This is a genomic window from Bacillus sanguinis (genome assembly GCF_018332475.1).
GTDB lineage: Bacteria > Bacillota > Bacilli > Bacillales > Bacillaceae_G > Bacillus_A > Bacillus_A sanguinis.
This window is the reverse complement of sequence record NZ_BOQB01000027.1, coordinates 19,247-45,807: the sequence shown is the minus strand read 5'-3', so window position 1 is coordinate 45,807 and position 26,561 is coordinate 19,247. Positions and strand designations below refer to the sequence as shown.

At 35.8% G+C, this 26,561-nt stretch carries 23 protein-coding genes, 1 pseudogene and 1 other annotated feature; of the genes and pseudogenes, 10 read left to right on the top strand and 14 right to left on the bottom strand.

Going from position 1 to position 26,561, the window contains the following annotated elements:
* The 4 genes from KI369_RS04345 to KI369_RS04330 all read left to right on the top strand — a co-directional run.
* A partial coding sequence (locus KI369_RS04345) for an alanine/glycine:cation symporter family protein (RefSeq protein WP_212955139.1) occupies positions 1–1,152 on the top strand: 1,152 nt, incomplete at its 5' end.
* Positions 1,153–1,366: 214 nt separating this feature from the next.
* Positions 1,367–1,807 carry a Dps family protein gene (locus KI369_RS04340; RefSeq protein WP_001041892.1) on the top strand — a complete coding sequence of 147 codons (441 nt, stop codon included), beginning with the start codon at positions 1,367–1,369 and terminating at the stop codon, positions 1,805–1,807.
* Between the two features lie 91 nt (positions 1,808–1,898).
* A complete protein-coding gene (locus tag KI369_RS04335; protein WP_212955144.1) occupies positions 1,899–2,312 on the top strand; it encodes a hypothetical protein in 414 nt (137 codons plus the stop codon).
* A 171-nt stretch (positions 2,313–2,483) separates the two neighbouring features.
* Entirely contained in the window at positions 2,484–2,681 is a 198-nt protein-coding gene (locus KI369_RS04330) for a hypothetical protein (RefSeq protein WP_000656322.1), read from the top strand.
* Positions 2,682–2,696: 15 nt separating this feature from the next.
* On the opposite strand, the gene KI369_RS04325 is transcribed toward KI369_RS04330, so the two are convergent.
* A complete protein-coding gene (locus KI369_RS04325) occupies positions 2,697–2,981 on the bottom strand; it encodes a hypothetical protein (RefSeq protein WP_212955138.1) in 285 nt (94 codons plus the stop codon).
* Between the two features lie 118 nt (positions 2,982–3,099).
* Complete coding sequence (locus tag KI369_RS04320; protein WP_483297925.1) at positions 3,100–3,678, bottom strand: LOG family protein; 579 nt, start codon at positions 3,676–3,678, stop codon at positions 3,100–3,102.
* 73 nt (positions 3,679–3,751) lie between these two features.
* On the opposite strand from KI369_RS04320, the gene KI369_RS04315 reads away from it, so the two are divergent.
* Both KI369_RS04315 and KI369_RS04310 read left to right on the top strand, forming a co-directional pair.
* Positions 3,752–4,075, top strand: a complete 324-nt coding sequence (locus KI369_RS04315) for a MazG nucleotide pyrophosphohydrolase domain-containing protein (protein ID WP_000355762.1) — start codon at positions 3,752–3,754, stop codon at positions 4,073–4,075.
* Positions 4,076–4,128: 53 nt separating this feature from the next.
* Complete coding sequence (locus KI369_RS04310; protein ID WP_144615194.1) at positions 4,129–4,635, top strand: ferritin; 507 nt, start codon at positions 4,129–4,131, stop codon at positions 4,633–4,635.
* 175 nt (positions 4,636–4,810) lie between these two features.
* On the opposite strand, the gene KI369_RS04305 is transcribed toward KI369_RS04310, so the two are convergent.
* From KI369_RS04305 to KI369_RS04290, 4 genes are all read right to left on the bottom strand, one after another.
* Positions 4,811–5,992: a NupC/NupG family nucleoside CNT transporter gene (locus KI369_RS04305; RefSeq protein ID WP_063222188.1), complete on the bottom strand. Its 1,182-nt coding sequence runs from the start codon at positions 5,990–5,992 to the stop codon at positions 4,811–4,813.
* 562 nt (positions 5,993–6,554) lie between these two features.
* Positions 6,555–7,736 (bottom strand): NupC/NupG family nucleoside CNT transporter, encoded by a 1,182-nt coding sequence (locus KI369_RS04300; RefSeq protein WP_212955137.1) that lies wholly within the window; start codon positions 7,734–7,736, stop codon positions 6,555–6,557.
* 295 nt (positions 7,737–8,031) lie between these two features.
* Positions 8,032–9,471, bottom strand: a complete 1,440-nt coding sequence (locus KI369_RS04295) for an alanine/glycine:cation symporter family protein (RefSeq protein ID WP_087968626.1) — start codon at positions 9,469–9,471, stop codon at positions 8,032–8,034.
* Between the two features lie 333 nt (positions 9,472–9,804).
* Entirely contained in the window at positions 9,805–11,235 is a 1,431-nt protein-coding gene (locus KI369_RS04290; protein WP_212955136.1) for an alanine/glycine:cation symporter family protein, read from the bottom strand.
* Between the two features lie 301 nt (positions 11,236–11,536).
* Between KI369_RS04290 and KI369_RS04285 the strand changes: the two genes are divergently transcribed.
* Positions 11,537–12,175, top strand: coding sequence for an NAD(P)-dependent oxidoreductase (locus KI369_RS04285; protein WP_212955135.1), 639 nt, complete (start codon positions 11,537–11,539; stop codon positions 12,173–12,175).
* Between the two features lie 94 nt (positions 12,176–12,269).
* Here the strand turns inward: KI369_RS04285 and KI369_RS04280 are convergent.
* The 4 genes and pseudogenes from KI369_RS04280 to KI369_RS04265 all read right to left on the bottom strand — a co-directional run.
* Positions 12,270–14,867, bottom strand: a pseudogene (locus KI369_RS04280) (M60 family metallopeptidase); the annotation flags it as partial.
* Between the two features lie 575 nt (positions 14,868–15,442).
* Positions 15,443–16,360: a thioester domain-containing protein gene (locus KI369_RS04275; RefSeq protein ID WP_212955133.1), complete on the bottom strand. Its 918-nt coding sequence runs from the start codon at positions 16,358–16,360 to the stop codon at positions 15,443–15,445.
* A gap of 107 nt (positions 16,361–16,467) precedes the next feature.
* Positions 16,468–17,307 carry a glyoxal/methylglyoxal reductase gene (gene pgoN / locus KI369_RS04270; RefSeq protein ID WP_212955132.1) on the bottom strand — a complete coding sequence of 280 codons (840 nt, stop codon included), beginning with the start codon at positions 17,305–17,307 and terminating at the stop codon, positions 16,468–16,470.
* Positions 17,308–17,322: 15 nt separating this feature from the next.
* Positions 17,323–18,486: an MFS transporter gene (locus tag KI369_RS04265; RefSeq protein ID WP_212955142.1), complete on the bottom strand. Its 1,164-nt coding sequence runs from the start codon at positions 18,484–18,486 to the stop codon at positions 17,323–17,325.
* 373 nt (positions 18,487–18,859) lie between these two features.
* On the opposite strand from KI369_RS04265, the gene KI369_RS04260 reads away from it, so the two are divergent.
* The 3 genes from KI369_RS04260 (at position 18,860) to KI369_RS04250 (ending at position 21,302) form a co-directional block, all read left to right on the top strand.
* A complete protein-coding gene (locus KI369_RS04260; RefSeq protein ID WP_000760481.1) occupies positions 18,860–19,204 on the top strand; it encodes a winged helix-turn-helix transcriptional regulator in 345 nt (114 codons plus the stop codon).
* Positions 19,205–19,638: 434 nt separating this feature from the next.
* On the top strand, positions 19,639–20,079 hold the full coding sequence (locus KI369_RS04255) for a DUF1641 domain-containing protein (RefSeq protein WP_001115309.1): 441 nt from the start codon (positions 19,639–19,641) through the stop codon (positions 20,077–20,079).
* Between the two features lie 44 nt (positions 20,080–20,123).
* Positions 20,124–21,302 (top strand): NAD(P)/FAD-dependent oxidoreductase, encoded by a 1,179-nt coding sequence (locus KI369_RS04250; RefSeq protein ID WP_000043194.1) that lies wholly within the window; start codon positions 20,124–20,126, stop codon positions 21,300–21,302.
* Between the two features lie 230 nt (positions 21,303–21,532).
* On the opposite strand, the gene tyrS is transcribed toward KI369_RS04250, so the two are convergent.
* The 4 genes from tyrS to KI369_RS04230 all read right to left on the bottom strand — a co-directional run bounded on the left by tyrS (position 21,533) and on the right by KI369_RS04230 (position 26,558).
* The gene (gene tyrS, locus KI369_RS04245) at positions 21,533–22,792 is read right to left on the bottom strand and encodes a tyrosine--tRNA ligase (protein ID WP_212955131.1); all 1,260 of its coding nucleotides are present in this window, start codon (positions 22,790–22,792) and stop codon (positions 21,533–21,535) included.
* A 52-nt stretch (positions 22,793–22,844) separates the two neighbouring features.
* Positions 22,845–23,060, bottom strand: a binding site (T-box leader).
* Positions 23,061–23,156: 96 nt separating this feature from the next.
* On the bottom strand, positions 23,157–24,074 hold the full coding sequence (gene murB, locus KI369_RS04240; RefSeq protein ID WP_212955130.1) for a UDP-N-acetylmuramate dehydrogenase: 918 nt from the start codon (positions 24,072–24,074) through the stop codon (positions 23,157–23,159).
* Between the two features lie 389 nt (positions 24,075–24,463).
* A complete protein-coding gene (locus KI369_RS04235) occupies positions 24,464–24,859 on the bottom strand; it encodes an SET domain-containing protein (RefSeq protein ID WP_000573651.1) in 396 nt (131 codons plus the stop codon).
* A gap of 196 nt (positions 24,860–25,055) precedes the next feature.
* Entirely contained in the window at positions 25,056–26,558 is a 1,503-nt protein-coding gene (locus tag KI369_RS04230; protein ID WP_212955129.1) for a DUF4077 domain-containing protein, read from the bottom strand.
* Positions 26,559–26,561: the final 3 nt, after the last annotated feature.

Genomic DNA, 26,561 nt, shown 5'->3' with positions numbered 1-26,561 from the left:
GGACCTGGCGCAGTATTTTGGATGTGGTTTATCGCCATCCTTGGCGCAGCTACTAGTTTCGTAGAATGTACGCTCGCGCAAATCTATAAAGTAAAAGATGGAAGCAGGTTCCGTGGTGGACCAGCATATTACATGGAAAAAGGCTTAAACAAACGCTGGATGGGTGTTTGGTTTTCACTTCTTATTACAGTTGCGTACGGATTAATTTTCAATTCTGTACAAGCAAACACAGTAACAATAGCATTTGAAAATGCTTTTGGACTAGAGCGAACGATTGTAGGAGCTCTATTAGCTTTATTAGTTGCAGTTATTATTTTCGGTGGTATCAAAAGCATTTCACGTATTACAGAAATGATTGTTCCTCCAATGGCAATTGTTTATATTGGTGTGGCTATTTTCGTCGTAATTAACAACTTCAATATGTTACCAAGCATTTTCATGGAAATATTTAACGGTGCATTCGGTTTAGACCAAGCCATCGCTGGTGGTATTGGAGCAGCAATCAAGTTCGGAATTCAGCGCGGTTTATTCGCGACAGAAGCAGGTATGGGTAGCTCTCCTAACGCAGCTGCAACATCAGATGTATCTCACCCTGTAAAACAAGGACTTGTTCAAGCATTAGGAGTTTTCGTAGACACATTCTTAGTATGTACATCAACAGCATTTATCGTATTATGCTCTGGACTTTACAAAGGAACAAATTTACAAGGTATTGAATTAACACAAAGTGCATTAAGTTCACAAATCGGACCATGGGCAAGCACTTTCTTAGCGATTATTATTTTCCTATTCGCGTTCAGTTCTTTACTAGGAAACTACTATTATGGTGAAACAAACATCGCATTCATTAAAGAAAGCAAAACATGGTTAACGATTTATCGCATTGCAGTTGTTGGAATGGTATTCTTCGGATCAATCGCTGCCCTTCAAACAGTTTGGAGTTTAGCTGATTTATTCATGGGACTAATGGTATTCACAAACTTAATTGCCATCTCATTCCTAAGCAAGTTCGCCTACGCAGCATTAGTAGACTATATGAAGCAAAAGAAACAAGGAAAAGATCCTGTTTTCGTTGCAAGTTCTATCCCTGGCTTACAGAATACAGAGTGCTGGGATGGGCAGGATGTAGAAGAGAATAAAAAAGCTGTATAACGATTAAAAGCGGATTCGGCTCGTTTAGAACAGTAGCTATATATCAAAAAAAATCCCTATTACTTCACAGTAATAGGGATTTTCTATATACAACAGTTCATAATTTGTTCAAATTAATTCCAGCAAAAGGGTTGATTTATATAAATTACTAGATTATAATAATTATAAATTAGTAATTGATATCACATAACAACTCAAAAGGAGATTGATCATAATGAACAAACAAGTAATCGAAGTATTAAACAAACAAGTAGCAGACTGGAGCGTTTTATTCACAAAACTACACAACTTCCATTGGTACGTAAAAGGACCTCAATTCTTCACACTACATGAGAAATTTGAAGAACTTTACACAGAATCAGCTACTCACATCGACGAAATTGCAGAACGTATTTTAGCAATTGGTGGTAAACCAGTAGCAACAATGAAAGAATACCTAGAAATCTCTACTATTCAAGAAGCAGCATACGGAGAAACTGCAGAAGGGATGGTCGAAGCAATCATGAAAGACTACGAAATGATGCTAGTCGAACTGAAAAAAGGCATGGAAATCGCTCAAAACTCTGACGACGAAATGACATCTGACCTACTACTAGGCATCTACACAGAACTAGAAAAACACGCTTGGATGCTACGCGCATTCTTGAATCAATAATAGACTTTAAAGCGGAGGTGACTTGCTCAGAACAGGAGGGCATTGGAGCTCCTGACGAAGAGGCGTTTTTTGCCTCACAGGAAGGCGCGAAATGACCGACTGTTCTAGTCACCGGAGCTGGATATCATTAAAAGCGGAAGCGGCTCGTTCAGAACAGGAGGATGTTGGAACTCCTGATTACGAGGCGCTTTTTGCCTCGAATGAAGGAGTGAAACAACCGACTGTTCTAGCCGCTGGAGCTAGATATTACTTAAAAGCGGAGGTAGCTTGCTCAGAATGTGAGGGGGATGGAGCTTTTGACGTAGAGGCGCTCTTTGCCTCGCAGGAAAAAGCGAAGCCACCGAACATTCTAGCTACCGGAGCTGGATATTATTTTAAAGCGGAAGCGGCTCGTTCAGAGTCGCTTTTTTCTATGAAGTGGTCGCACTCGATGGTACATAAAATTATATCAACGATTTTTCAAATATATCGACGATTTTTCAAATATATCAACGATTCGACATAGGATGTCGACTTACCGACAAATCACGACAATATCAACACCCTTCTCCTCTACTTTTATCAATATATTACAATCCCTTTTATGTTAAAATATAGGTAACACCCTTTAGTAAAATAGATCAAAAAAGCTTTTCCATATTCATCATTTACTACTTAAATGGCGGGAGTGGTTCAGTTGAAAGACTACTTAATTAGAGCATTTTTTGCATTAATAACAGTTGGGATTGTCTTACTTATAGCTAATATTTTCAATATACGTATCGAGGTGAAAGACTATGCTTTCCTCGTTGTTGTAGCAATTGGTGGCGGCTGGGGTGGCTGGTACCTGTATAAAAAACAAAGTAATCAAAATGATAAAGGCATTCCAAAGTAATACGGAATGCCTTCCTTATTGTTTCCGTCTATAGTAAATAATTAAATTCAAACTGCTAATACAACCAATCGCAATAAACATACAAAACGATTGTGCATCTCCACCTAAATTATACTCATCAACAATAAACCCAGACATAAACAACGTGATCGCGGAAACACCGATACATAGTATCGAAATAAACCAAAGCGAAAACGCATTAATAAGCTCTTTCTTCTGTGTTGAAACAATTAGCATAACAAGAATAGATGCCGCTAAAACACATTTAAAAACCGGCCTTAAAAATACGAATTCCTCCATCTATTTCTCCTTTTCCAAAAACATTACACCTTAACATTAACATATTTAACCAAATTAAAAACACATGCCTTTTCAAGATAAAATGACATGTGTTTCCAAAAATTCCTATACAATTGTATTATGATAGTTGCTTCCACTTCGTTCCTAAAACAGGACGCTCGTAATTTTGTATCTTATGAATGAGTGCATCTGCCGTTTCAGCGGCAACGATTAACTCTTTATTCGATGGATTCATGAATCCTTCTTCTGCTGCACGTTCAACCATTTGCAGAATTGGTCCATAAAAATCTTTTATGTTCAATAAACCAACTGGCTTATTATGTATACCAATTTGTGACCAACATACTACTTCAAATAGCTCTTCAAACGTTCCATATCCGCCTGGCAGTGCAATGAAAGCATCCGCAAGCTCTGCCATTTTCGCTTTACGTTCATGCATCGTTTCTACTTCAATTAATTCTGTTAACCCTGTATGAACGATTTCTCCTCGAAATAGACCGCGCGGCATAACACCTGTTACACGCCCGCCTAAACGAAGAACTTCGTTTGCTACTTCTCCCATTAAACCGACGCATGAACCACCATATACAAGCTCATAGTCATTTTCAACAAACATTTTACCTAATTCAATTGCCTGCTCTTTAAATTCTGGTCTCTCCCCTAAATTTGAACCTGCAAACACACAAATCTTTCTCATTCCTACACCCCGAAACTATATATTGTTATGATACAATCAATATTGTACAACATATTGAAGGGATGAGGAAGAAATGGATATCGTTGCATTTCAAAGATGGGTGGAGGAATTTTACGAAAAACGAAGCTGGTCACAGTATAATTCCTTTATTCGCTTAAATTTCTTAACAGAGGAAGTCGGGGAAGTTTCACGAGTTGTTCGCGCTATTGAAATTGGTCGTGATCGTCCTGATGAAGACGCGAAAACGGAAGAAGAACTAAAACAAGAGCTAAAAGAAGAACTTGGTGATGTACTATCTAATCTTATTATTCTTTCACAAAAATATGATTTAGACCTGCAAGACATTATGGAAGCACACGTCACAAAGCTTTCGAAAAGATTCGAGACATCCAAATGAGAATATTATCAATTATGGTATAATATTCTTGTCACAATACTAAGGGGGATTTTATGTTATCTAAAAAATTGCACGACGCATTAAATGATCAAATGAACTTTGAATTTTTCTCTGCCCATGCTTATATGGCAATGGCTGCTTACTGTACGGCGGAGAGCTATGATGGATTCGCTAACTTTTTCCTTGTACAAGCTGAAGAAGAACGTTTTCACGCAATGAAGCTTTATAACTACATTAATGATCGCGGTGAGCGCGCTATTATTACTGGATTTGATAATCCAAATAACGAATATGAATCTGTACTGAACGCTTTTGAAGTAGCACTTGAGCACGAGCGTGAAGTAACGAAGCGTATTTACAACTTATCTGATATCGCTTGGGATGAGCGTGAACACGCAACAATTACATTCTTAAAATGGTTCGTTGACGAGCAAGTTGAAGAAGAAGCTTCATTTGATAGCATCATCCAAAAATTAAAACGTATTACAAGCGATTCAAACGCACTATTTATGCTAGACGCTGAATTAGAGAAACGTACATTTACGCCTCCAGCTGAATAGTATTTTGATCACCTTAATGAATGTATTAAGGTGATTTTTTTATCTCTTCTCTCAGCTTAATAACCTTAGCCAAATCCTTCTTATAAAAACTTGAAACCTTTTCAACAAAGTCACTATGAATAAAAAAAGTCGCTCATCCCTCTAGGCGAGAGATAAACGACTTCTTTACTATTTATTAAAGCATAACCCCAACGATAATCGCTGATAATATACTTACTAACGTTGCACCGTATACAAGTTTTAGTCCGAATGATGATACAACGTTTGCTTGTTTACCATCGATACTCTTCGTTGCACCTGCGATAATTCCGATAGATGAGAAGTTCGCAAATGATACAAGGAAAATTGATAAAATACCTACTGTACGAGTTGATAAGTCGCCAGCTACTTTTCCTAAATCAAGCATCGCAACAAATTCGTTTGTTACTAATTTCGTTGCCATAATTTGTCCTGCTGCTAGCATCTCTGATGTTGGAATACCCATTACGAATGCTAATGGTGAGAAGACATATCCTAAAATGCTTTGGAATGTGATTCCGAAAATTGAATCGAATACACCGTTAATTGCTGTAATTAATGCTACGAAACCGATTAGCATCGCCGCTACTGTTACAGCGATAGAGAAACCAAGCATAATATATTCGCCTAACATTTCAAAGAATGTTTGTTTTTTATCTTCTTGTAATTCTAAAATGTCGTCTTCTTCTTTTACTTCATATGGATTAATGATATGAACGATAATGAATCCACTGAATAAGTTTAGTACAAGTGCTGTTACTACATATTTTGGATCAATCATTTTCATATAAGAACCGACGATTGACATCGATACTGTTGACATGGAAGATGCACAAAGTGTGTATAAACGATTTTTCGGTAGTTTGCTTAGTTGATCTTTTACTGTAATGAATACTTCCCCTTGACCAACAATTGCAGCTGCTACTGCATTATATGATTCTAGTTTTCCTAAGCCATTAATTTTACTTAATAGGAAACCGACTGCACGGATGATAATCGGTAAAACTTTAATATGTTGTAGAATCCCAATTAGTACTGCTAAGAAAATAATTGGTAATAATACTGTTAAGAAGAATGGTGCTTGTCCATCGTTCGCTAAACCACCAAATACGAAATTAACCCCTGCTTCCGCAAATTTTAAAATAGCGCCAAACCCATCTGCAATCCCTTTTACTAATACAAATCCGACCTTTGTATTCAATAAGAAATACGCAAGTACCAATTGAATGACAAGCATAAGTGCAATTGGTTTATATTTAATTTTCTTACGATCTGAACTGATAAGGAAACCTAGTACAAATACTACAAGTAAACCGACTAGAAACATTACTATTTTCATATGTGAATCCTCCACTTCTCCCACGAGTTATTGGTCGTATAACGTATAACGAATGACGTCTGACCATTGATGTTAAAAAAATTTAAAACCCCTAAATACTATTCAACTGTTATCTAAAATCAGTAAGCGTTTACATAAATTGCAATTTATTAAAGGTAGCTTCTTCTCTCCTACCATACTTGAAAGTCTGAAATTGATACCACCTACAAATCAAATTGTAAGCGTTATCTAATCGAAATGCAATATAAATTTTAACGAATTTACCGGAAAAATTCTCCTTCCAGAGACGCGTGAAGGAGAATTCTTTCGGTTTGGCATAGCCAAACACTTTTGATAAACTAGCTATATGAAGTTCTTTGATAACTTGATATAGAAGGTTGCAGGAAGAAAATAGCGTGCGAAAATCAAGCCATTCGGTTCCTGCGTAAAATATCAACCGTATATAGGGAGCTTTACTAAGTGGCGAGTAGTTCACAAGATTTTTATATATTCCTAACTAATTGGTTTTTTCATGAAAATTTACCATAAAAAATAGCCCTAGCTATGAGCTAGGGCCATCTTTTTATAACATAACACCAACGATAATCGCTGATAGAATACTTACTAATGTCGCACCGTACACAAGGCGTAGACCGAATGATGATACAACATTTGATTGATTTTCATCGATACCTTTCGTTGCACCTGCGATAATTCCAATTGATGAGAAGTTCGCAAATGATACAAGAAATACAGAAAGAATACCAACCGTACGAGCTGATAAATCACCAGCTACTTTTCCAAGATCAAGCATTGCAACAAATTCGTTTGATACTAATTTTGTTGCCATAATTTGTCCCGCTGTTACCATCTCTGCTTGCGGAATACCCATTACGAATGCTAATGGTGAGAAAATGTATCCTAAAATAGCTTGGAATGTAATACCGAACATGGAATCAAACAAGCTATTAATTGCTGTAATTAATGCTACGAAACCAAGTAACATTGCCGCTACTGTAATCGCGATTGTGAAACCAAGCATAATATATTCACTTAGCATTTCAAAGAATGACTGTTTTTTCTTATTTTCTAATTTCAGTGTATCTTCTTCTTCTGTAATATCGTACGGGTTAATAATATGAATAATAATGAAACCACTAAATAAATTTAATACAAGTGCTGTTACTACATATTTCGGTTCGATCATTTTCATATAAGAACCTACGATTGACATTGATACTGTCGACATGGAAGATGCACATAATGTATATAAACGATGTTTTGGGATTTTACTTAATTGATCTTTTACTGTAATAAATACTTCCGCTTGCCCAACAATGGCAGCTGCTACTGCGTTATATGATTCTAGTTTTCCTAGACCATTTACTTTACTTAGCGCAGTACCAATAGCACGAATAAATATCGGTAAAATTTTAAAGTGTTGCAGAATTCCGATTAAAACGGCAAAGAATACGATTGGTAATAACGCTGTTAAGAAGAATGAAACCTCTCCTTTATTAACAAGACCACCAAATACGAAAACGATTCCAGCTTCCGCATATCCAAGAAGTGCGCCAAATCCATCTGAAATTCCTTTTACTAAAATATAACCAACTTGCGTGTTTAATAAGAAATAACTTAACGCTAGCTGAATAACAAGCATGATTGCAATAGGTTTATACTTAATCTTCTTTCGATCGGAGCTTATAAGAAAACCGAGTACGAATACAACGAGCAATCCTACAAGAAACATAACAAACTTCATTAATAAAATCCTCCATTTAACTCTTCATTAACGTTGAACGTCTGACCACTCAAAATAAGAAATAATCCGAACTTTCCATTCCCCCTCCAAAACCTTCAATCGGATGGGAAAGATCATGAAATCTCTTGTTTCAAAGGCATTTTCCATTCTAACATAAATCTCAACTCACATCCGCACTTTTCTTAAAAAAATTACATTTTATTATAAAACACTCATTAATGTTCGTCTTTTACTTCTCACAAATAGCTGGAGAAAATAAAAAATGAGCATCAAGTTTCACTTGATGCTCACCTCATTATACTGCTTTTTCTTTATCAGCTACTTGCTCATCCCAGCACTCTGTATTTTTCAGGCCTGGAATAGAATTTGCGTAGAAGACCGGATCTTTTCCTTGTTTCTTCTGCTTAATATAATCTGATAACGCTGCGAAAGCGTACTTAGAAAGGAATACGATCGCCACTAAGTTAATAACAGCCATAATTCCCATAAATAAATCTGCTAAATCCCAAACGATTTGAATTGTTGCGACAGATCCTAACATAACCATGCCAAGTACAGCAATGCGGTATGCATTTAATAGCACTTTACTTCCATTTAAGAATTCAATATTCGTTTCACCATAGTAGTAGTTACCTACTAATGAACTGAATGCAAACAAGAAGATTGCGACTGCTACAAATATAGAAGCCCATGGACCGATATGTTGACTTAATGCTTGCTGCGTTAATTGAATACCATTTAAATCAGCTGCATTATGCACATCTGATAAAAGAATGATAAATGCTGTACAACTACAAATTAATAATGTATCTGTAAATACCCCTAGAGTTTGAATAAAACCTTGTTTAACTGGATGCGTTACATTTGCAGTCGCAGCTGCATTCGGCGCACTACCCATACCTGCTTCATTTGAGAATAATCCACGTTTTACCCCTAGTAAAATCGCAGCACCTAATCCTCCGCCTACTACTTCTTTAATTCCGAAAGCATGTAAGAAAATTTCTTTAAATACATATGGAATTGCCGTAATGTTTGTTACAACAACGAATAATGCTACTGCTACATAAATAATTGCCATTACTGGAACGATCATTTCAACTGCGCGAGCAATTCGTTTTACTCCGCCGAAAATAATAACTGCAAGTAAACCAGCCATTACAAGACCTACTAATCTACTGTCTGTTTTGAATGCCCCATCAAAAGCAGCCGCTACAGTATTAGATTGTACAGCGTTAAAAATCAATCCGAAACTTACTGTTATTAATACAGAGAAAATAGCTCCAAGCCAGCGCTTATTTAATCCCTTTTCCATATAATACGCTGGGCCACCACGGAACGCATTCCCATCTTTCACTTTATAAATTTGCGCTAATGTGCTCTCTACAAATGCAGAAGCACCCCCAATTACCGCAATTAACCACATCCAAAATACTGCTCCTGGTCCACCTGCTGAAATTGCGATAGCTACACCAGCTAAGTTACCAGTACCTACACGAGAAGCTGTACTCATACAAAATGCTTGGAATGATGATACACCACTCTTCTCTTTTTGCGCTTTCCTCGTTTTCGAGCTTGCCCCATCCCCAAGCAATCGAATCATTTCACCGAAGTAACGAACTTGGACAAATTTCACACGGAATGAAAAGTAGAGTCCTAACCCAATTAACATCGCAATAATGATATATGACCAAAGGACATTATTTACATCCCCAATTACCTTAGCTAAAAAATCCATAATTGCATTGCCCCCTCTTCCTAACAATAAGAAAATTATATTCTAAAAACTCTTAGTAATCAAGAACTTTATGTTAGGTTTCCTAACACGAGTGCGTAAAAACAATTAACATGCATGTTTTTTTACGTAAAACTATAACCAATACGTGCATTTATTCAATACTAAATCACTCATCCTATAGGACCAATCATACCTTTAAGACAGTACGTTCCCTACAAATAACATGAGAAATGAACAAACAAAAATTATATTAATAATTACTTCTCACTCCTTTCATCATTTACTACAATAAAAAAAACGAGCATCGAATTCATCTCGATGCTCGCCTTTTCATTATACTGCTTTTTCTTTATCCGTTACTGCTGACTTACCCCAACACTCTGTATTCGTTAAACCCGGAATAGAATCTGCACTGAAGACTGGATCTTTTCCTTGTTTCTTTTGCCTCACATAGTCTGCCAATGCAGCATACGCAAATCTTCCAAGAAGTGTAATCGCAATTAAGTTTGTGATTACCATTAGTCCCATAAATAAATCCGCCATATTCCATACAACTTGAAGTGTCGCAACAGAACCGAATAATACCATTCCCACTACCGCAATACGGTAAATTGTTAACCACGTTTTACTTTGTTTAATGAATTCAATATTCGTTTCGCCATAATAGTAGTTTCCTAGAAGAGAACTAAATGCAAATAAGAAAATAATAATCGCTAAGAAGCTACTTGCCCATGGGCCAATTTGTGAACTTAATGCATTTTGTGTTAGTTCAATACCTTCTAAATTCGTTGCTTTATATGCACCAGAACATAGTACGATAAATGCTGTTGATGTACATACTAAGAATGTATCTACTAACACTCCAATTGTTTGAATAAAACCTTGTTTTGCTGGATGCGTTACATCAGCTGTTGCTGCCGCATTCGGAGCACTACCCATACCTGCTTCATTCGCAAATAATCCGCGCTGAATACCATATTTCATCGCAGCACCGATACCGCCACCTACAGCTGAATCTAAACCAAATGCACCTTTAAAGATTTCCGTAAACACATCTGGTATTAAATAGAAGTTTTTAATAACAACAAAAATAGCTACCGCAATATAAATAAGCGCCATTGGTGGAACAATCATTTCCGACATACGTGCAATACTTTTTACACCACCAAAAATAATAACTGCAACTAATGCAGCTAATACAATACCAACAATATAACGCTCTAAACCAAATGCATTTTCAAACGCTAATGTTACTGTATTTGCTTGTACTGAGTTAAAAATTAAACCATAACTAATTGTAATAAGGATAGAGAACCAAATTCCCATCCAACGTTTATTTAAACCTTTTTCCATATAATAAGCAGGACCACCACGGAAGCCACTGCCATCTTTTACTTTATAAATTTGCGCAAGCGTACTTTCTACAAAACTTGAAGACGCTCCGATAATCGCAATCACCCACATCCAAAATACTGCGCCAGGTCCTCCCATAGAAATGGCTAACGCTACACCGGCTAAGTTCCCGATTCCAATACGAGCTGCTGAACTCATACAGAACGCTTGGAAAGAAGATACACTACCTTTTTTACGCGTCTTTCCAGTTAATCCATCACTCATTAAACGAATCATTTCCCCTAAATGAGTAAGTTGTACAAATTTCAATTTAATAGAAAAATAAAGACCTAAACCAATTAACATTGCAATAAGAATATACGACCAAAGAATTGTATTCGTTGATGAAACGAATTGCTCTAAAATATTCATACAATTAACCCCCTCCTTTTCTCCATAAAACGAATTATATTTAAAAAATATTTAAAAATCAACATTTTTCGACAATTTACGATTTCCAAATGTTAGAGGTTTACAAAGTAACAATATCTTTATGACTGCTCTCCCTCTAACTGTACATACTAAAACAAAAAATAAATTCACAAACAACCCCATTGACAAAAATACCAACCTGTAACTATAATGATTACAACAGGTTGTAACAAACCTAATTACAATACATTCATTCACTTTCAGATATACACTTTAACAAAACATTTTGGAGGGATTTATTATGAAAATCGGAATTATCGGAGCAAGTGGTAAAGCAGGAAGTCGTATTTTAAAAGAAGCGTTAGATCGCGGACATGAAGTAACTGCAATTGTAAGAGATGCTGCAAAAATTACAGAAGAAAATGTAAAAGTTTTAGAGAAAGATGTATTCTCTCTTACATCTAACGATTTACAAGCATTCGATGTAGTTGTAAATGCATTCGGTGCTCCAGCAGGCGAAGAACACCTTCACGTAGATGCAGGAAACGTACTTATTGAAGCTATGAAAGGTGCACCAAATACAAAATTACTTGTAGTTGGCGGCGCTGGAAGCTTATTTGTAGACGAAGAGAAAACAACACGTGTATTTGATACGCCAGGTTTCCCAAATGAATACCTTGCAACAGCTCAAAACCAAGGTAAAAACTTAGAAATCTTACAACAAACAAATGAAATCACTTGGACATTCATCAGCCCTTCTGCACTATTCGCATTAGGAAAACGTACTGGTTCTTACAAAGCTGGTAAAGACAACCTTCTTGTGAACGCAAAAGGCGATAGCTACGTAAGTTATGAAGACTTCGCAGTCGCAGCACTTGATGAAATCGAAAACCCACAACACGTAAACGAACGCTTCACAGTAGTTTCTGAAGCTGAATAATAAAGCGAAGTTTTAATTAGCGGGAATTTTACTGGATAAAAAGAAAAACGCGCATAGATACAATATCTATGCGCGTTTTTTATTACAATGTTCCCTTAACTTGTTCTAATCCACTTTGAGTAATTTTAAATGAAACTTCCATTGAAGCTACTTGCGCTTCTAAATTACTCTTTTTATACCATTTTAGACGACTCGGTTCCGCATGATACACTTTAATAACATCTCCATACTCAAATGGAGTGCCATTTACTTGCTCAGCGAAATTCTTTGAAGTCTCTTGTCCCTCTGCTGTTACATGCTTTTTTTCTTTCCCATTTTCATCATAAATCGTAAGGCCTATATACTGTTCATTTACAAAACGGTAATGAATCTCATCATTTGTAAATGTTGCATGTAATTTCTTTTCATCATAATTTAACGTAACAATCGAACGCGTTACATTGGACACACCTTGATACACTATACTATCTCCATATGTAACTTCCATAGGAACTTCCGTCACTTGCTTATTTCCTAAACGATCTTTCGTTTCTACTTTTACTTTTTGTTCACCGATTTTTGTTGTAGTTGGTTTTTCTACAAATCCAATTACTTCTCCGTCTTTCACTTGAACAAAGTCTTTCGCATTTAATTTTTCAACATCTGTTCCAATTACTACTTTTTGCGGTACTGCCGTTACTTCTTGTAAGCCATCAATTAATTCATATCCTTGCGGGGTAATTTTAAATAATTTTTCCTTTTTCTTTTTAGCTTCCCCTTGGTCTACACGTTTATTGTCATCATACCATTCTAAATACCCTGGCTGGATATGATATACCTTAACGATATCTCCATACTCGAACGACATTCCATCTAACTCTTTTACGAAATTCTTTAATCCTTCATGACCTTCTGCGGAAACACTCTTCTTTTCATTTCCATTTGCATCATAGATCGTAACACCTACATATTTTTGATCTCGATAACTATGATTCAATATATTTCTTACTAGTGTCGCATTAAATTTCTTGTCGTTATGATTTAAAGTTAACACAGAATTTGTATTCCAATATGTTTTAAATGCCATACTATCCCCATACACAACGTTAACTGGTACAGGAATTGCATTTACATTTCCTTGTGCATCCACAATTTCTACATTCACAGTTTGTTTTCCATTTTCTTGCTTAGACCATGTTATTTTGCCCGTCACTTTTACATTTTCAGCTAAATTCTGTACAAGTTCATTAGCCTTCTTCTCATCAAACTCTGTGCCTATTAAAATATCTGGTACTATATTAACTGGCTCTCCATATGGAACTTTATATGCTTCAACTTGTTTTTCACGAATTGGATTACTATCTCTCGACAACCATATTTCATTTTTCGGTTCAGGTAATTGTAGTTTATTTACTCTTTCTACCGTATCCGGTTCTGCATGTAATCCCCATTTCGCAAAGTAAGAAATTAAATTTTGTCCCGATGCTTTTGAAGCCATATAGATAAACATTTGCTTTTTCTCTCTATCCCCAATAACTTCGTCAGCATCTAGCATAGGGTATTCTGTATCAGATAACACTCTATACATTTGATGAAGCTTTGGATAGAATTGATCTCCATAAACTAGATGTAATTGCCAGAACATTATAAGGGGATCTGATTTATCAAAATTCTTCTTGTCCGCTGGTTGATTTATATACTCGAATGCTTTTTCATAACGTCCATCGATTTCCATGCGCGATTCATTCCCAAAAGCTGTTTGAACTGCCAAAGCATAAATATTTACTGTAGTCTCCCACGTATCATCCCATATCCAAGGCATTAATTGATATATATGTCCTACTTCATGCCAGGGTCCCCATCCATCATTTTGGAAAGTGTTTATATCTAATACATCTTTAATATAATCCCCTGTATATCCCGTGTGGTATTCAGTGGCAAACATATCTAGCTTTGAATAGTTTGCTTGTACAAAGTGTGTATAATGTTTTACAGGACCTGCACTTCCCATTGCTTCATCCAATAATCCAGATATCTTACTCTCAATTCGAATAGCTTCATCATGTTTCTTCATTAATTCTATCGGATTTGTATTTTCCATATGTTGTTTTACTTTTTCATGACTAGTAGTTATTAAACTTCTTTCACCTTTTAATTCTATTGCATAAGGGTCTTTATACTTTTCAAGCATCATATCCCAATCTTCTTTTGTATGCTTACCTAATATAAATAGAGGGAAATGCGTACCACCATTTGTAACTTCTGCAGTTACTTCTCCAGTTTTATTTAAATTATAAAAGTATAAAATACCTCCATTAGCTGAAGAAATTTGATTTTTACCAGGTTTCAAATCAAATTCTTTCGGATCTTCTTTATCATAAGCGTATGTACCTATAAAAGCCTTAATCGACTGATTCCCTTTTACCTCAATGCTAACATCTTCATTTGGCTTCACATAAATGCCTGTCGGTTCATTTTTTGAAAAAGCAAATCGCATCTTTAAACGTGATTTTTCTTCTTTTACATCGCCTTTCCCCGGTAACTGAAATACTCTCTGCTCAAAATTATTCTCTTTAACCTCTTCTAAATTTCCGCCCTTATTCTCTTCCAAAGGTGCGGCATATCCTTTCGATGCTTCGAAAGCTACTGGTGATAATAATGTAGATATACATATACCAGCTACTAATACCCTACTACTCTTTTTCTTCGACATAATCTGTGTCCCCTGTTCCTTTATTTAGAAAAACCATTCTATATAGATATTCATTTAATAAGACATCCTATTATTTTTATAAAAACATTTAATGAATAGACTAACACCTCGCGCACTCGTATCAATTACTACCGCATTTCTCCCTATGTATTCGCTTTCTTACACTATAAAATTTTTATGTATTGTATCCTCCTCACTTATTTCCTCGTGAGATGAGTTCTCTTTCTACATAAAAAGGTATAGTAAATGATATATTTTAGTCTTGTCATCTATACATCTAAAAATAAAATATTAATGGAATCTTACATTTTCTTCATATATGACCATCTATAGGTAGTTTTTCCAACTGAATTTTACACGCTTTCTACTTTGTTTGATAGCCTCTATAATTAGAATAATGTTACAATTTCGTGAATAAAATCCATTTATTGCAACGTTTAGATTTTGTCATATTTTATTATTTTTAAATATTTTTTCAAACGTTAAAATAGTGTTTTATTTGATTAATTGTTATCTTGATATATTTTTAAAAGAATTCATATAAAAAAGCATTGGCACACGCCAATGCTTTTTCATTATCTTTTTTGATTCGGTTTATGCGGTTCATTTGGAGTATGTGGTTTATTATTATCATGACCATTTCCTTTTTTCCAACTCACTGATAACTCCGGACTTGTTTCTTCTTCACTACGCTCAAGTAATACAACTGCATTTTGAATTGTTGGTGTACCTTTATGTGCAATCCCTTGTAGCTTCGTTAATTTCCCGATTACTTTAAAGCTAAATCCACCAGCTGGTGTTTGTTTCGGAATTAAAATGCGGAACTTTTCTCCTACATTAAATTCTGTTTTTGCTTCGCCTTTTTCATTTACAAATTTCGCTCCCGCTGGTGCACCTGTTGCTTGCACTTTATACGTTCCACTTTTTGCATTTGTTTCTACTGTATATAAGCCTGTTTCAAAGAAATCATTTTTTAATACTGCTTCTTGTTCTTCTGTAGGAGTTACACTCATTGTAATTTCTTGTAACTCTTCACTAGCACTTGCTTTTGCAACGATATCTTTCGTTACCTTTTCTACATTTTTATTACGGAAATCTAAATCATTAATATCAATTTGTTTTAACGCGTTCCACACTGCAAGCTGCGTTGCATAATGTGCTTCTCGCCAATCAGAAACACCTAATTCTTGCGGACTCTTTTGTGGATATCCATTCAATAGTACGCGGTACACATTAATATCCACTTTCCCCATTTCCGGTAAATCTTGACCACTTGGAGATTTCAAATCTACATTTAAGCAAAAGGCAATTTTTCCATCTGCTGTTTTAATAAGCTCTGTTCGAATTGGCTTCTTTTTTGACTTACTATAACTCCAATCCATTTGATACTTTGTGTGGTCCATAACTTCTGCAAATGCTTTTTGAAGTGGGAATAACACAAATAAAATACTTAAAAACACAGTTAAAAGTTTGAACGATTGCTTTATATTCATGTTTACAGCCCCTTATAACAAACTTAATACTAAGTAGTATTTATTTAGAAACTATTTTTATGCAAAAAAAAGAGTGCCTTTACGCACTCTTTTTTCTTACCTTAATCTTAGAAATCGAAGTTATCAGGATCTGGACCCACGCGGTGATTTTGGTTTAACGCATCGATTTTTTCCATATCTTCTTTCGTTAACTCAAAGTTAAATACATCAGCGTTTGCAATAATGCGGTGTTCTTTCGTTGATTTTGGAATTGTAATTACTCCATTTTGAAGATCCCAACGTAAAATAACTTGCGCTGTTGTTTTACCGTGTTTCTCAGCAATCTCTTGTAATGTTTCGTTATCTAATAATTGACCTTGCATTAATGGTGACCATGCTTCCATTTGAATACCTTGTTCTTTACAGAAAGCTTGCAATTCTTTTTGTGTTAAACGAGGGTGGTATTCTACTTGGTTAATCATTGGCTTGATTTCTGCATCTTTCATTACATCTTGTAAGTGATGGATTTGGAAGTTACTTACACCAATTGCACGTACGCGCTTTTCTTTATAAAGTGTTTCTAGCGCTCTCCATGTATCTTTATATTTTCCCTCTGAAGGCCAGTGAACAAGATATAAATCTAAATAATCTAGTCCTAATTTTTTTAGACTCTCTTCGTATGCAGCAATTGTTGTTTCATATCCTTGATCTGCGTTCCATACTTTTGAAGTAATAAATAATTCTTCTCTTGCAATGCCAGTCGCTTCAATACCTGCACGGATTCCTTCACCTACAGCTGTTTCATTTCCGTAAATTGCAGCTGTATCAATGCTGCGGTATCCAGCTTTAATTGCTGATTTTACAGCTTCTACAAGTTCTGGCCCTTCTTCTACTTTAAATACACCTAAACCGAACCAAGGCATTTCTACACCATTATTTAATACTGCTTTACTTTGTAAGTTTTTCATTTTATTTTCTCTCCTTTATTTTGCTTGATCTCTTTTTTCTAATGTCATGCTCCACGCTGTTAAAATAACAGCGGCTACTACCATAATGCCGCCTACCCAAGCAGTATGGATTAATCCTAATGAATTCGTTACAAGGCCACCTATATAAGAACCTAAAGCAATCCCTGCGTTAAATGCGGCAATATTAATTGCTGAAGCAACATCAACCGCACTTGGAACAAAGCGCTCTGCCAATATAACTACATATACTTGTAGCCCTGGAACATTCATAAATGCGAATAGTCCCATAAAAATAATTGTGATTAATCCAGCTACTTTAAACGGCGCTGTAAATGTTAAAACAAATAATATAATCGCTTGAATAAGAAACATGTAAAATAGCGCTCGAATCGGATTATGATTCGATAATTTCCCGCCGACCATATTCCCTATCGCAATGGCAATTCCGTACACTAATAAAATGATCGTAACGGTACTTGCTTCAAATCCTGTTACTTCTTGTAATAGCGGTGATAAATACGTAAATGTTACGAATGTACCACCGTATCCAAGTGCAGTAATAATGAAAACAAGTAACAGTCTTCCATTTTTAATTAGTTTAAATTGATCACGAAACGATACAGGTACACCATTTTTTAAATTAGATGGGACTAGTATGCTGTTTGCGATAAAAGCAATCATTCCAATTACGACAATCGCCATAAATGACGCTCTCCAGCCAAATTGCTGACCGATAAACGTTCCAATTGGCACACCTGTAATAGTTGCAACTGTTAATCCAGTAAACATAATCGCAATGGCGCTAGCACGTTTATTCTCTGGTACAATCGCAGCTGCAATTGTAGATCCTATCGACATAAACACACCATGTGCAAATGCAGCTACAATCCTTGCAATAATTAATATAGTGAAGCTTGTTGCTAATGCCGCAATACCATTACCAATAATGAAAATAACCATAATCCACATTAACAATGTCTTTCTCGACATACTAGCCGTTAACGCTGTTAAGACAGGAGCTCCTACTGCCGCCCCTAACGCATATAGGGAAACAGTTAAACCAGCTGTTGTAACCGAAACATTTAAATCTTTTGAAATAGATGGTAATAAACCGACACTAATAAACTCGGTTGTACCAATCCCAAACGCGCTAATTGCTAGTGCTAATAAAGCAAACATACTTCTTCGATTCGTCTGAACTTCCGAAGATGGTACTGTATATGAACTCAATTGAATTCCTCCTTATTACAAGAAATCCAATCATAATAGTGCGATAAAAAGGCCCTTTTATCTTCTAAAAAATATATTTAATCTCTACAAATGCTATTATGAATGGTTTCATTCTTTTTTTGAAGAACGCACTTTAAAGTACTATAGGCACCAAAAAGTAACATAGTCACTTTTCAGTACCGTACTACTCATTTGCCTCTTACATGTGCTATTATGAAACATATTCAACATGATAAAAAGTACGTACTTTAAAGTGCTATAGGTACTAAAAAGTAACATTTGTATAATTTAACTTATTTTACTCACAAAGGGAGGATTTCATATGAAGAAATACAATATTCCTGTAGAGGCGACTTTAGAAGTTATCGGCGGAAAATGGAAGGTTGTTATCCTTTGTCACTTAACGAAAGGTACAAAAAGAACGAGTGAACTAAAACGTTCCATGCCTGGTATTACACAAAAAATGTTAACACAGCAATTACGTGAATTAGAAGACGACGGCGTTATTCAAAGAAAAGTATACAATCAAGTTCCACCAAAAGTAGAATATTCTCTTACAGACTACGGTTGGTCTTTAGAATCGATTCTTGATTCTCTTTGTTCTTGGGGCGAATGCCATCTTGAAAAAGAAGGTAACACATCGATGCTAATTGCGGAAGGTGAATAATAGGAAAAAGGAAAAAACGAACATGAATTTGTTCGTTTTTTCCTTTTTTTCTATATATATATGTACATTTCTAACTGAAACAAAATATTTTATACGCTTTCATACCTTGTCAGTACTACGTTATACGCTCAATATCAAATAATTAGGAATCATTTTTATGTTAACATAGGTGTATATAGTATATAATATAGGATATATATTATATACACTTTCCGGTAACGGAGCTTTCCATTATACGGACAAGCCATGTATCGGACAGTTCATAAATAATAGGTAAGACGTTATGGTTTTAGATTTATGTTTGCAGCTTACTTGCTGTCATAAATTTAAAGGCATTTTATTGTGTTTTGTGAAACTTTGTATAAAGTTTCGTAACCGTTTACTATCTTACTTATCAAAAATAAGAGTATTGCTATCGTAAAGGAGAATTGGAGATGCCAGAAACTATGACTCAAACAAAGCCAGAACAAGAAACTGTACAAATTTCTGCTAGCCAAGGACAACTTGATGTACTTGATCAGTTGTTAAAACCTGAGGTACAAGAATCATTAACAACACTAGTAGAACAGCTTCCAAAATTAACTGAGCTTGTTAACATTTTAACTAAGTCTTATGACTTCGCTCAAACTGTTGCTACTGATGAAGTATTAAAAAGCGACACTGTTGGTGCAATCACAGAGCTTGTAGAGCCTGTAAAAGATACAGTGAAAAGCATGGCTGCAACTGCAATCGAAGCGAAAGATCGTGCTGACGAAAGCAACGAAGTTATCGGCCTGTTCGGTCTATTAAAATTATTAAAAGACCCACAAGCACAAAAAATGTTCCGCTTTGTGAACGCATATCTTCAAATTAGTGCAGAACGTAACAATAAATAAGTTAACTTATAACAACAATTAGTAAAGACGGGGGATATCATACTATGTCAAAACAAATTGTCATCTTAGGCGCTGGTTATGGCGGTCTTCTTGCCGCTTTAAACGTACGTAAATATTACAGCAAATCAGAAGCACAAGTTACAGTGATTAACCAATACCCAACACACCAAATCATCACTGAACTACACCGCCTTGCAGCTGGTAACGTAGCTGAGCAAGCAATTGCAATGCCACTTACAAAGCTTTTCAAAGGTAAAGACATCGATCTTAAAATTGCAACAGTTGAGTCATTCTCAGTTGATAGCAAAGAAATTAAACTAGCTGGTGGCACTACTTTATCTTACGATGCACTTGTAGTTGCTTTAGGAAGTAAAACTGCTTACTTCGGTATTCCAGGACTAGAAGAAAACAGCATGGTATTAAAATCTGCTGCTGATGCAAACAAAATCTACAAACACGTTGAAGACCGTATTCGTGAATACGCGAAAACGAAAAACGAAGCTGATGCTACAATCGTAATCGGTGGTGGCGGATTAACTGGCGTTGAGCTAGTTGGTGAGCTTGCTGACATTATGCCTAAACTTGCAAAAAGCCACGGCGTAAATCCAAAAGAAGTGAAACTTCTTCTTGTTGAAGCAGGTCCAAAAATCCTTCCAGTATTACCAGACCACTTAATCGAACGTGCAACTACTAGCCTAGAAGCACGCGGTGTTACATTCTTAACTGGTCTTCCTGTAACAAACGTTGCTGGCAACGAAATCGACTTAAAAGACGGTCAAAAACTTGTTGCTAACACATTCGTTTGGACGGGCGGCGTACAAGGTAACCCATTAATCGGTGAATCAGGTCTTGAAGTTAACCGTGGACGTGCAACAGTTGATGCATACCTACAATCTACTTCTCACAAAGACGTATTCGTTGCTGGAGACAGCGCTGTTGTCTTCGCTCCAGACGGACGTCCATACCCACCAACTGCACAAATCGCTTGGCAAATGGGTGAGTTAATTGGATACAACTTATACGCAGCACTAGAAGGCAAAGCATTCGAAGAGTTCGCACCTGTAAACTCTGGAACACTTGCTAGTCTAGGACGTAAAGATGCTGTTGCTACAATCGGAGCAAGCAATACTCCACTTAAAGGCTTACCAGCATCATTAATGAAAGAAGCTAGTAACGTTCGTTACTTATCACACATTAAAGGTCTATTCAGCTTAGCTTACTAATCTGAATAGAAGCCCGAATCATGCCCTGCATGGTTCGGGCTATTTTTATCCGTAATTTTCTCTAACTTATATATTCGGCAGAAGAATAAGTTAATCCTCTTTAATTATCGAAATATACTGACTTTTTAACAATAAAAGCTGTCCCGTTTTGGAACAGCTTTTATTGTCACCTTTTGTCGGTAAAGCGATATATCGAGAAAATCGCCGATATAATTTTTCTACCTCATTCATTATCCTAATTTAACTAGGCTATAGTTCTTCTTCCCTTTACGAATAATAATAAATCGTCCATCAAATGAATTTTCTACAGTAACATCTGTACCCACATCCGTTACTTTTTCGCCATTCATAGAAATAGCTCCGTTATTAATATCTTCACGCGCTTGTCGTCTAGATGGTTCAATTCCTAAATCAACTAGCCATTCTACGATGTTTTTCGTCTCTTTTGAAGACTGGAATGTTGGCATTTCTTTAAATCCTTGCTCAATTTCATCAGCTGTTAACGATTTAATATCTCCGCTAAATAACGCTGCTGTAATTTTCACTGCTTGTGAAAATGCCTCTTCTCCATGAACGAATTTCGTCATTTCTTTCGCTAATACTTTTTGCGCTTCACGTTTATGAGGCTCTGTTTCTACCTGCACTGCCAATTCATCGATGTGCTCTTTCGTTAAGAACGTAAAGTATTTCAAGTATTTCACTACATCACGGTCATCTGTATTCACCCAGAACTGGTAAAATTCAAACGGTGTTGTTTTTTCAGGATCAAGCCAAACCGCACCACCTGCAGATTTACCGAATTTCGTACCATCAGATTTCAATAGTAACGGAATCGTTAATCCGAATACTTTCGCTTCGTGCCCTTCTAACTTACGAATTAAATCTAAACCACTCGTAATATTTCCCCATTGGTCACTACCACCAATTTGCAGTTGAACATCTTCTTTCGTGTATAAATGATGGAAGTCCATCGCTTGCAAAATTTGGTACGTAAATTCTGTGAAAGAAATACCTGTATCTAAACGACTTGCTACAATATCCTTCGCTAACATGCTATTGATGCTAAAGTTTTTCCCGAAATCACGTAAAAACTCAATAATGTTTATTTCATGTGTCCAGTCGTAGTTATTTACCATCTTCACTTCGCTATTTCCGCCAAAATCAAATAGCTTTTTCATTTGCGCTGTTAATGCATCCACATTATGCTGAACGACTTCTAACGTTTGAAGTTGACGTTCTGATTGACGTCCGCTCGGATCACCAATTGTTCCTGTTGCCCCGCCAATTAAAATAACTGGATGATGGCCAGCTAACTGAAATCTCTTCATCATCATAAATGGAATCAAATGTCCAATATGCATACTATCACCAGTCGGATCAACTCCGCAGTATAGTGAAATCTTTTTCTCTTCTACTAACTTACGTAAACCTTCTTCGTCCGTTTGTTGGTTAATGGCACCGCGCCATTCTAATTCATCAATAATATTCATCTTTTGTCATCCCCTCTATTTTTTTGAAAACAAAAAGTCCCTATGTCTATGACATAGGGACGATTATTCACCGTGTTACCACCCAGTTTGTATAAATAGCATAGCTACTCATACCACTCTTAGCAATAATATCGATTGCCAATCCGCTTAGCATTACCTAAGATACTCCAGAGTGTAATTCGCAAGTTTGTTTGTGCTAGGTTCCAGCACCCCCTAGCTCTCTCGTTAACAGTGACAAACTGCTACTGGGCTCTTTCAACGTATGTTATTTGTTAAATTATTAGCCATTATATTGAATTGAAAACAAATTGTCAACAATACCCAAATGTTATTTTAAAATAATTCGCATTTTCATACGTATTTTTTATTCTTTATCTTCTCCAATAATTCTTACTTCTCGCTCTAACTTCACGCCAAATTTCTCTTCAACAGTCTTTTGTACAAAGTGAATTAAATCAATGTAATCTTGTGCTGTTCCGTTATCAACATTCACCATAAATCCAGCGTGTTTTAAAGAAACTTCCACTCCGCCAATTCGCTTACCTTGTAGTCCTGATTCTTGAATCAATTTACCAGCAAAGTTATTTGGTGGACGTTTAAATACACTACCACATGAAGGATATTCTAGAGGCTGTTTTGACTCGCGTTTAAACGTTAAATCATCCATTTTTGCTTTAATTTCTTCATGTACACCTTCTTCAAGTTCAAATCTCGCTTCAAGAATAATGTAATGGTTGTTCGCAAATACACTCTTACGATAGCCAAATTCAAATGCTTCTTTCGTTAAAGTGCGTAACTCTCCATCACCAGTCATTACGACAGCTTCTGTTAATACAAATGATACTTCACCGCCGTAAGCACCAGCATTCATATATAATGCTCCGCCAACTGAACCTGGAATACCACAAGCAAACTCAAGACCCGTTAAATTATGATCTAACGCAATACGTGATACATCAATAATTGCTGCACCACACTGTGCTACAATCGTTGTTCCTGTTACAGTCACACCTGTAATGTGAATTAAACTTACTATAATTCCGCGAATTCCACCGTCTTTAATAATGACATTCGATCCATTTCCTAAAAACGTAACTGGAATATTATATTCGTTAGCATATTTAATAACTTCTTGAATTTCATCATAATTTGTCGGAGCAACGAACACATCTGCTTTTCCGCCAACTTTAATATGCGTATGATTCTTTAACATTTCATCTTGTTTCACATGACCTTCAGGCAATACCGTACTTAAATATTCATAAACCTCTTGCATATTCATTTTACGATTCCTCTATTTCTATATTCTTTTTATCCCGTTATACGGGCCCATAATATCCCCACATACATGAACGAACCTAAAGTGGTGGATACAGTGTACCCAAAATCAATTCGAGACACCTATAAACCTCTTAATTTATAAGAGGTGCCACTCATATTAAAATATATATTGCATAATAAAGCAACCCAAATGAGCTACTAAACTTGACATGTCATCAGAAAGACAACAATTTGTAAAATATATTACTTTTTCAAAACACTATCCTTCAGTATCTTACTATATCACACGAAAATAAAGTGGTATTTTTTTGTAATCTTTACTTTATTTTCATTACTAAAAAAGGATGCTTTTACCTATGTAAAAGCATCCTTTTCATCACTTATTATAAATTACTTTTCGTTCTCTTCTTTTTCCTTATCAAACCATAACAGCTCGTCATCATCAACTTCACCATTATAATTGATTAAAATCTCTTCTCCCGCTTTTATATCTTTGTAAGCAAAGAAGTTAAACGTATGATTCTCAAAGACAATCTCATACGTTGCATTCGGATTATATGCATGATTAAATAACATACCGTATCCTAACAGGAATGCCGTATGATTTACCCCATACTCAAATGCGTAGTCAGCAAGTAACGTTTTCTCAATGTGTTCGTGCTGTTCATTCGGATAAGAGATAACTGGTGCTGAGTGAATCAGCTCACCCTTTTTAATATCACGAGTTGCAAATACACCTCTATTAAATTCTCCATCACTAAGTTCAGAAGTCTTAACTTCGATCATATGCGTCACCTATATAATTCTTTCTTTGAAGTATTTTATCTCGCTATTCGCGAGGTTCAACTAATAATGAGTAGGTATTAGTCTCACTTTATCTCCTTAAGCTTGGCAGAAAACGCGCAGAAAAGCAATTAAATTCCGATTAAGTATTCGTTTAAATAAAAAAAGAGCACACATCGTGTGCCCCTTTGAAGCGATATTACTTTTCTAAAATATTTTCTAGCAACTTCACTTGCTCACTAACAGCATGTAACGTCTTCACTGATATATCATTTCGATGTTTTTCTTCTTCCACACTTGCTAACACTTCTTCCGTAGCCGCAGAAGTTTGCTGAATTACGTTAGAAGCATGTGTAACATCCTTTACGATATTCGTCGTTTTAACTTGGAAACTTTCTTGATGCCCCACAATTTCTCTCATTACATCATTAATTGCATCAATAAACTTCCCTAAATCCGTTACGTTTGTTAAAACGCTTGTTAACATTTCGTTACATTCTTCTTGTACCCTTTCTGATTTCTCTACTTGCACTTCTACTTTACTTGCTTGATTACTAAACTCCTGCAAAATACTTTGAATTCTCCCCGCAGAACGATTCGATTCTTCGGCAAGCTTTAATACTTCATTCGCTACAATAGCAAATCCTTTTCCATGCTCACCTGCTCTTGCCGCTTCAATATTTGCATTTAAAGCTAGCAAACTCGTCTGACTTGAAATATTCGTTATTACATCTACAATTTCATTAATTTGCTTCGACTGTATCATTAAATCTCTAAATATAATTCCTGATTGTGAAACAACATCATTTAAACTTCTCATATTTGCCTCAAAATTTCGTAAAGTATGTACACTACCCTTTGAAATTTCTAAACTTTCATCAACACGAATCGAGGCAGTTCTTACTTGAGAAATAATTTGTTCAATATTTCCTTCCATATCATTCAATACTTCTACTGAACGATGCATCATCTCTGATTGTGATTGAGTGCCAACTGCCACCTCTTCAAAAGCGAAATTAATTTCACTCATCGACTCCATCGATGTATTCATATTTTGTCTTAAATAATTGAAATTACTATCTAGTTTCACAACGGTTTCTTCAATAAGTCTTTGCGTTTCTTCTAACTCCTGAGCTTTCCTCATTACTTCTTGCTTTTCAGCACTTAAACGAGACAACAAATTAGAGCCAATCTTCGTTACACCCCACATCGCAATCGTTACAATCGCTAACAGGCTTGCGAAGTTTGCAGCTTCAGATGCTGCTGTATAAGCAAAAAATTGCTCCGGCCAATAACTACAAAGAATAAATGTGATTACAACCGCTACTCCGCCAAGAATGATAACGAGCCGTTCACTTAAATAAATGAGTGAAACTGCTAATGTAAAATAGACCATTTGAAATACAGCCGGACTTTCATTAAAAGCTTGTACCATAATGAAAGACATAATAAGCAGCATAAATGTCATGATATATTTATACATCGCTTCCATGCTTTCTATAAAAGTAAACAGCGTTCCAAATACAACAACAGAAATACCACAAATCCAAAAAGCTATTGCTCTCTCTGTAAAAATATATCCGTAATACCCAATCGCGATTATTCCAAGGAAGAAACTACAAATCGTAATAAACAGCAATAAATGATTTTTCTGTGATTCTTTCTCAAGGTTAGAAAAACAAGTTTTCTTTAACCACTCCATATA

Bases quoted from the DNA above. Each gene is read 5' to 3' on its own strand.
- KI369_RS04320 (WP_483297925.1), bottom strand. From the start codon at position 3,678: ATGAGAAAGATTTGTGTGTTTGCAGGTTCAAATTTAGGGGAGAGACCA.
- KI369_RS04285 (WP_212955135.1), top strand. From the start codon at position 11,537: ATGAAAATCGGAATTATCGGAGCAAGTGGTAAAGCAGGAAGTCGTATT.
- KI369_RS04295 (WP_087968626.1), bottom strand. From the start codon at position 9,471: ATGGATTTTTTAGCTAAGGTAATTGGGGATGTAAATAATGTCCTTTGG.
- KI369_RS04260 (WP_000760481.1), top strand. From the start codon at position 18,860: ATGAAGAAATACAATATTCCTGTAGAGGCGACTTTAGAAGTTATCGGC.
- KI369_RS04275 (WP_212955133.1), bottom strand. From the start codon at position 16,360: ATGAATATAAAGCAATCGTTCAAACTTTTAACTGTGTTTTTAAGTATT.
- KI369_RS04265 (WP_212955142.1), bottom strand. From the start codon at position 18,486: ATGTTTGCTTTATTAGCACTAGCAATTAGCGCGTTTGGGATTGGTACA.
- KI369_RS04235 (WP_000573651.1), bottom strand. From the start codon at position 24,859: ATGATCGAAGTTAAGACTTCTGAACTTAGTGATGGAGAATTTAATAGA.
- murB (WP_212955130.1), bottom strand. From the start codon at position 24,074: ATGAATATGCAAGAGGTTTATGAATATTTAAGTACGGTATTGCCTGAA.
- KI369_RS04230 (WP_212955129.1), bottom strand. From the start codon at position 26,558: ATGGAGTGGTTAAAGAAAACTTGTTTTTCTAACCTTGAGAAAGAATCA.
- KI369_RS04255 (WP_001115309.1), top strand. From the start codon at position 19,639: ATGCCAGAAACTATGACTCAAACAAAGCCAGAACAAGAAACTGTACAA.
- KI369_RS04335 (WP_212955144.1), top strand. From the start codon at position 1,899: ATGACCGACTGTTCTAGTCACCGGAGCTGGATATCATTAAAAGCGGAA.
- pgoN (WP_212955132.1), bottom strand. From the start codon at position 17,307: ATGAAAAACTTACAAAGTAAAGCAGTATTAAATAATGGTGTAGAAATG.
- KI369_RS04300 (WP_212955137.1), bottom strand. From the start codon at position 7,736: ATGAAGTTTGTTATGTTTCTTGTAGGATTGCTCGTTGTATTCGTACTC.
- tyrS (WP_212955131.1), bottom strand. From the start codon at position 22,792: ATGAATATTATTGATGAATTAGAATGGCGCGGTGCCATTAACCAACAA.
- KI369_RS04305 (WP_063222188.1), bottom strand. From the start codon at position 5,992: ATGAAAATAGTAATGTTTCTAGTCGGTTTACTTGTAGTATTTGTACTA.
- KI369_RS04250 (WP_000043194.1), top strand. From the start codon at position 20,124: ATGTCAAAACAAATTGTCATCTTAGGCGCTGGTTATGGCGGTCTTCTT.
- KI369_RS04315 (WP_000355762.1), top strand. From the start codon at position 3,752: ATGGATATCGTTGCATTTCAAAGATGGGTGGAGGAATTTTACGAAAAA.
- KI369_RS04340 (WP_001041892.1), top strand. From the start codon at position 1,367: ATGAACAAACAAGTAATCGAAGTATTAAACAAACAAGTAGCAGACTGG.
- KI369_RS04310 (WP_144615194.1), top strand. From the start codon at position 4,129: ATGTTATCTAAAAAATTGCACGACGCATTAAATGATCAAATGAACTTT.
- KI369_RS04290 (WP_212955136.1), bottom strand. From the start codon at position 11,235: ATGAATATTTTAGAGCAATTCGTTTCATCAACGAATACAATTCTTTGG.
- KI369_RS04325 (WP_212955138.1), bottom strand. From the start codon at position 2,981: ATGGAGGAATTCGTATTTTTAAGGCCGGTTTTTAAATGTGTTTTAGCG.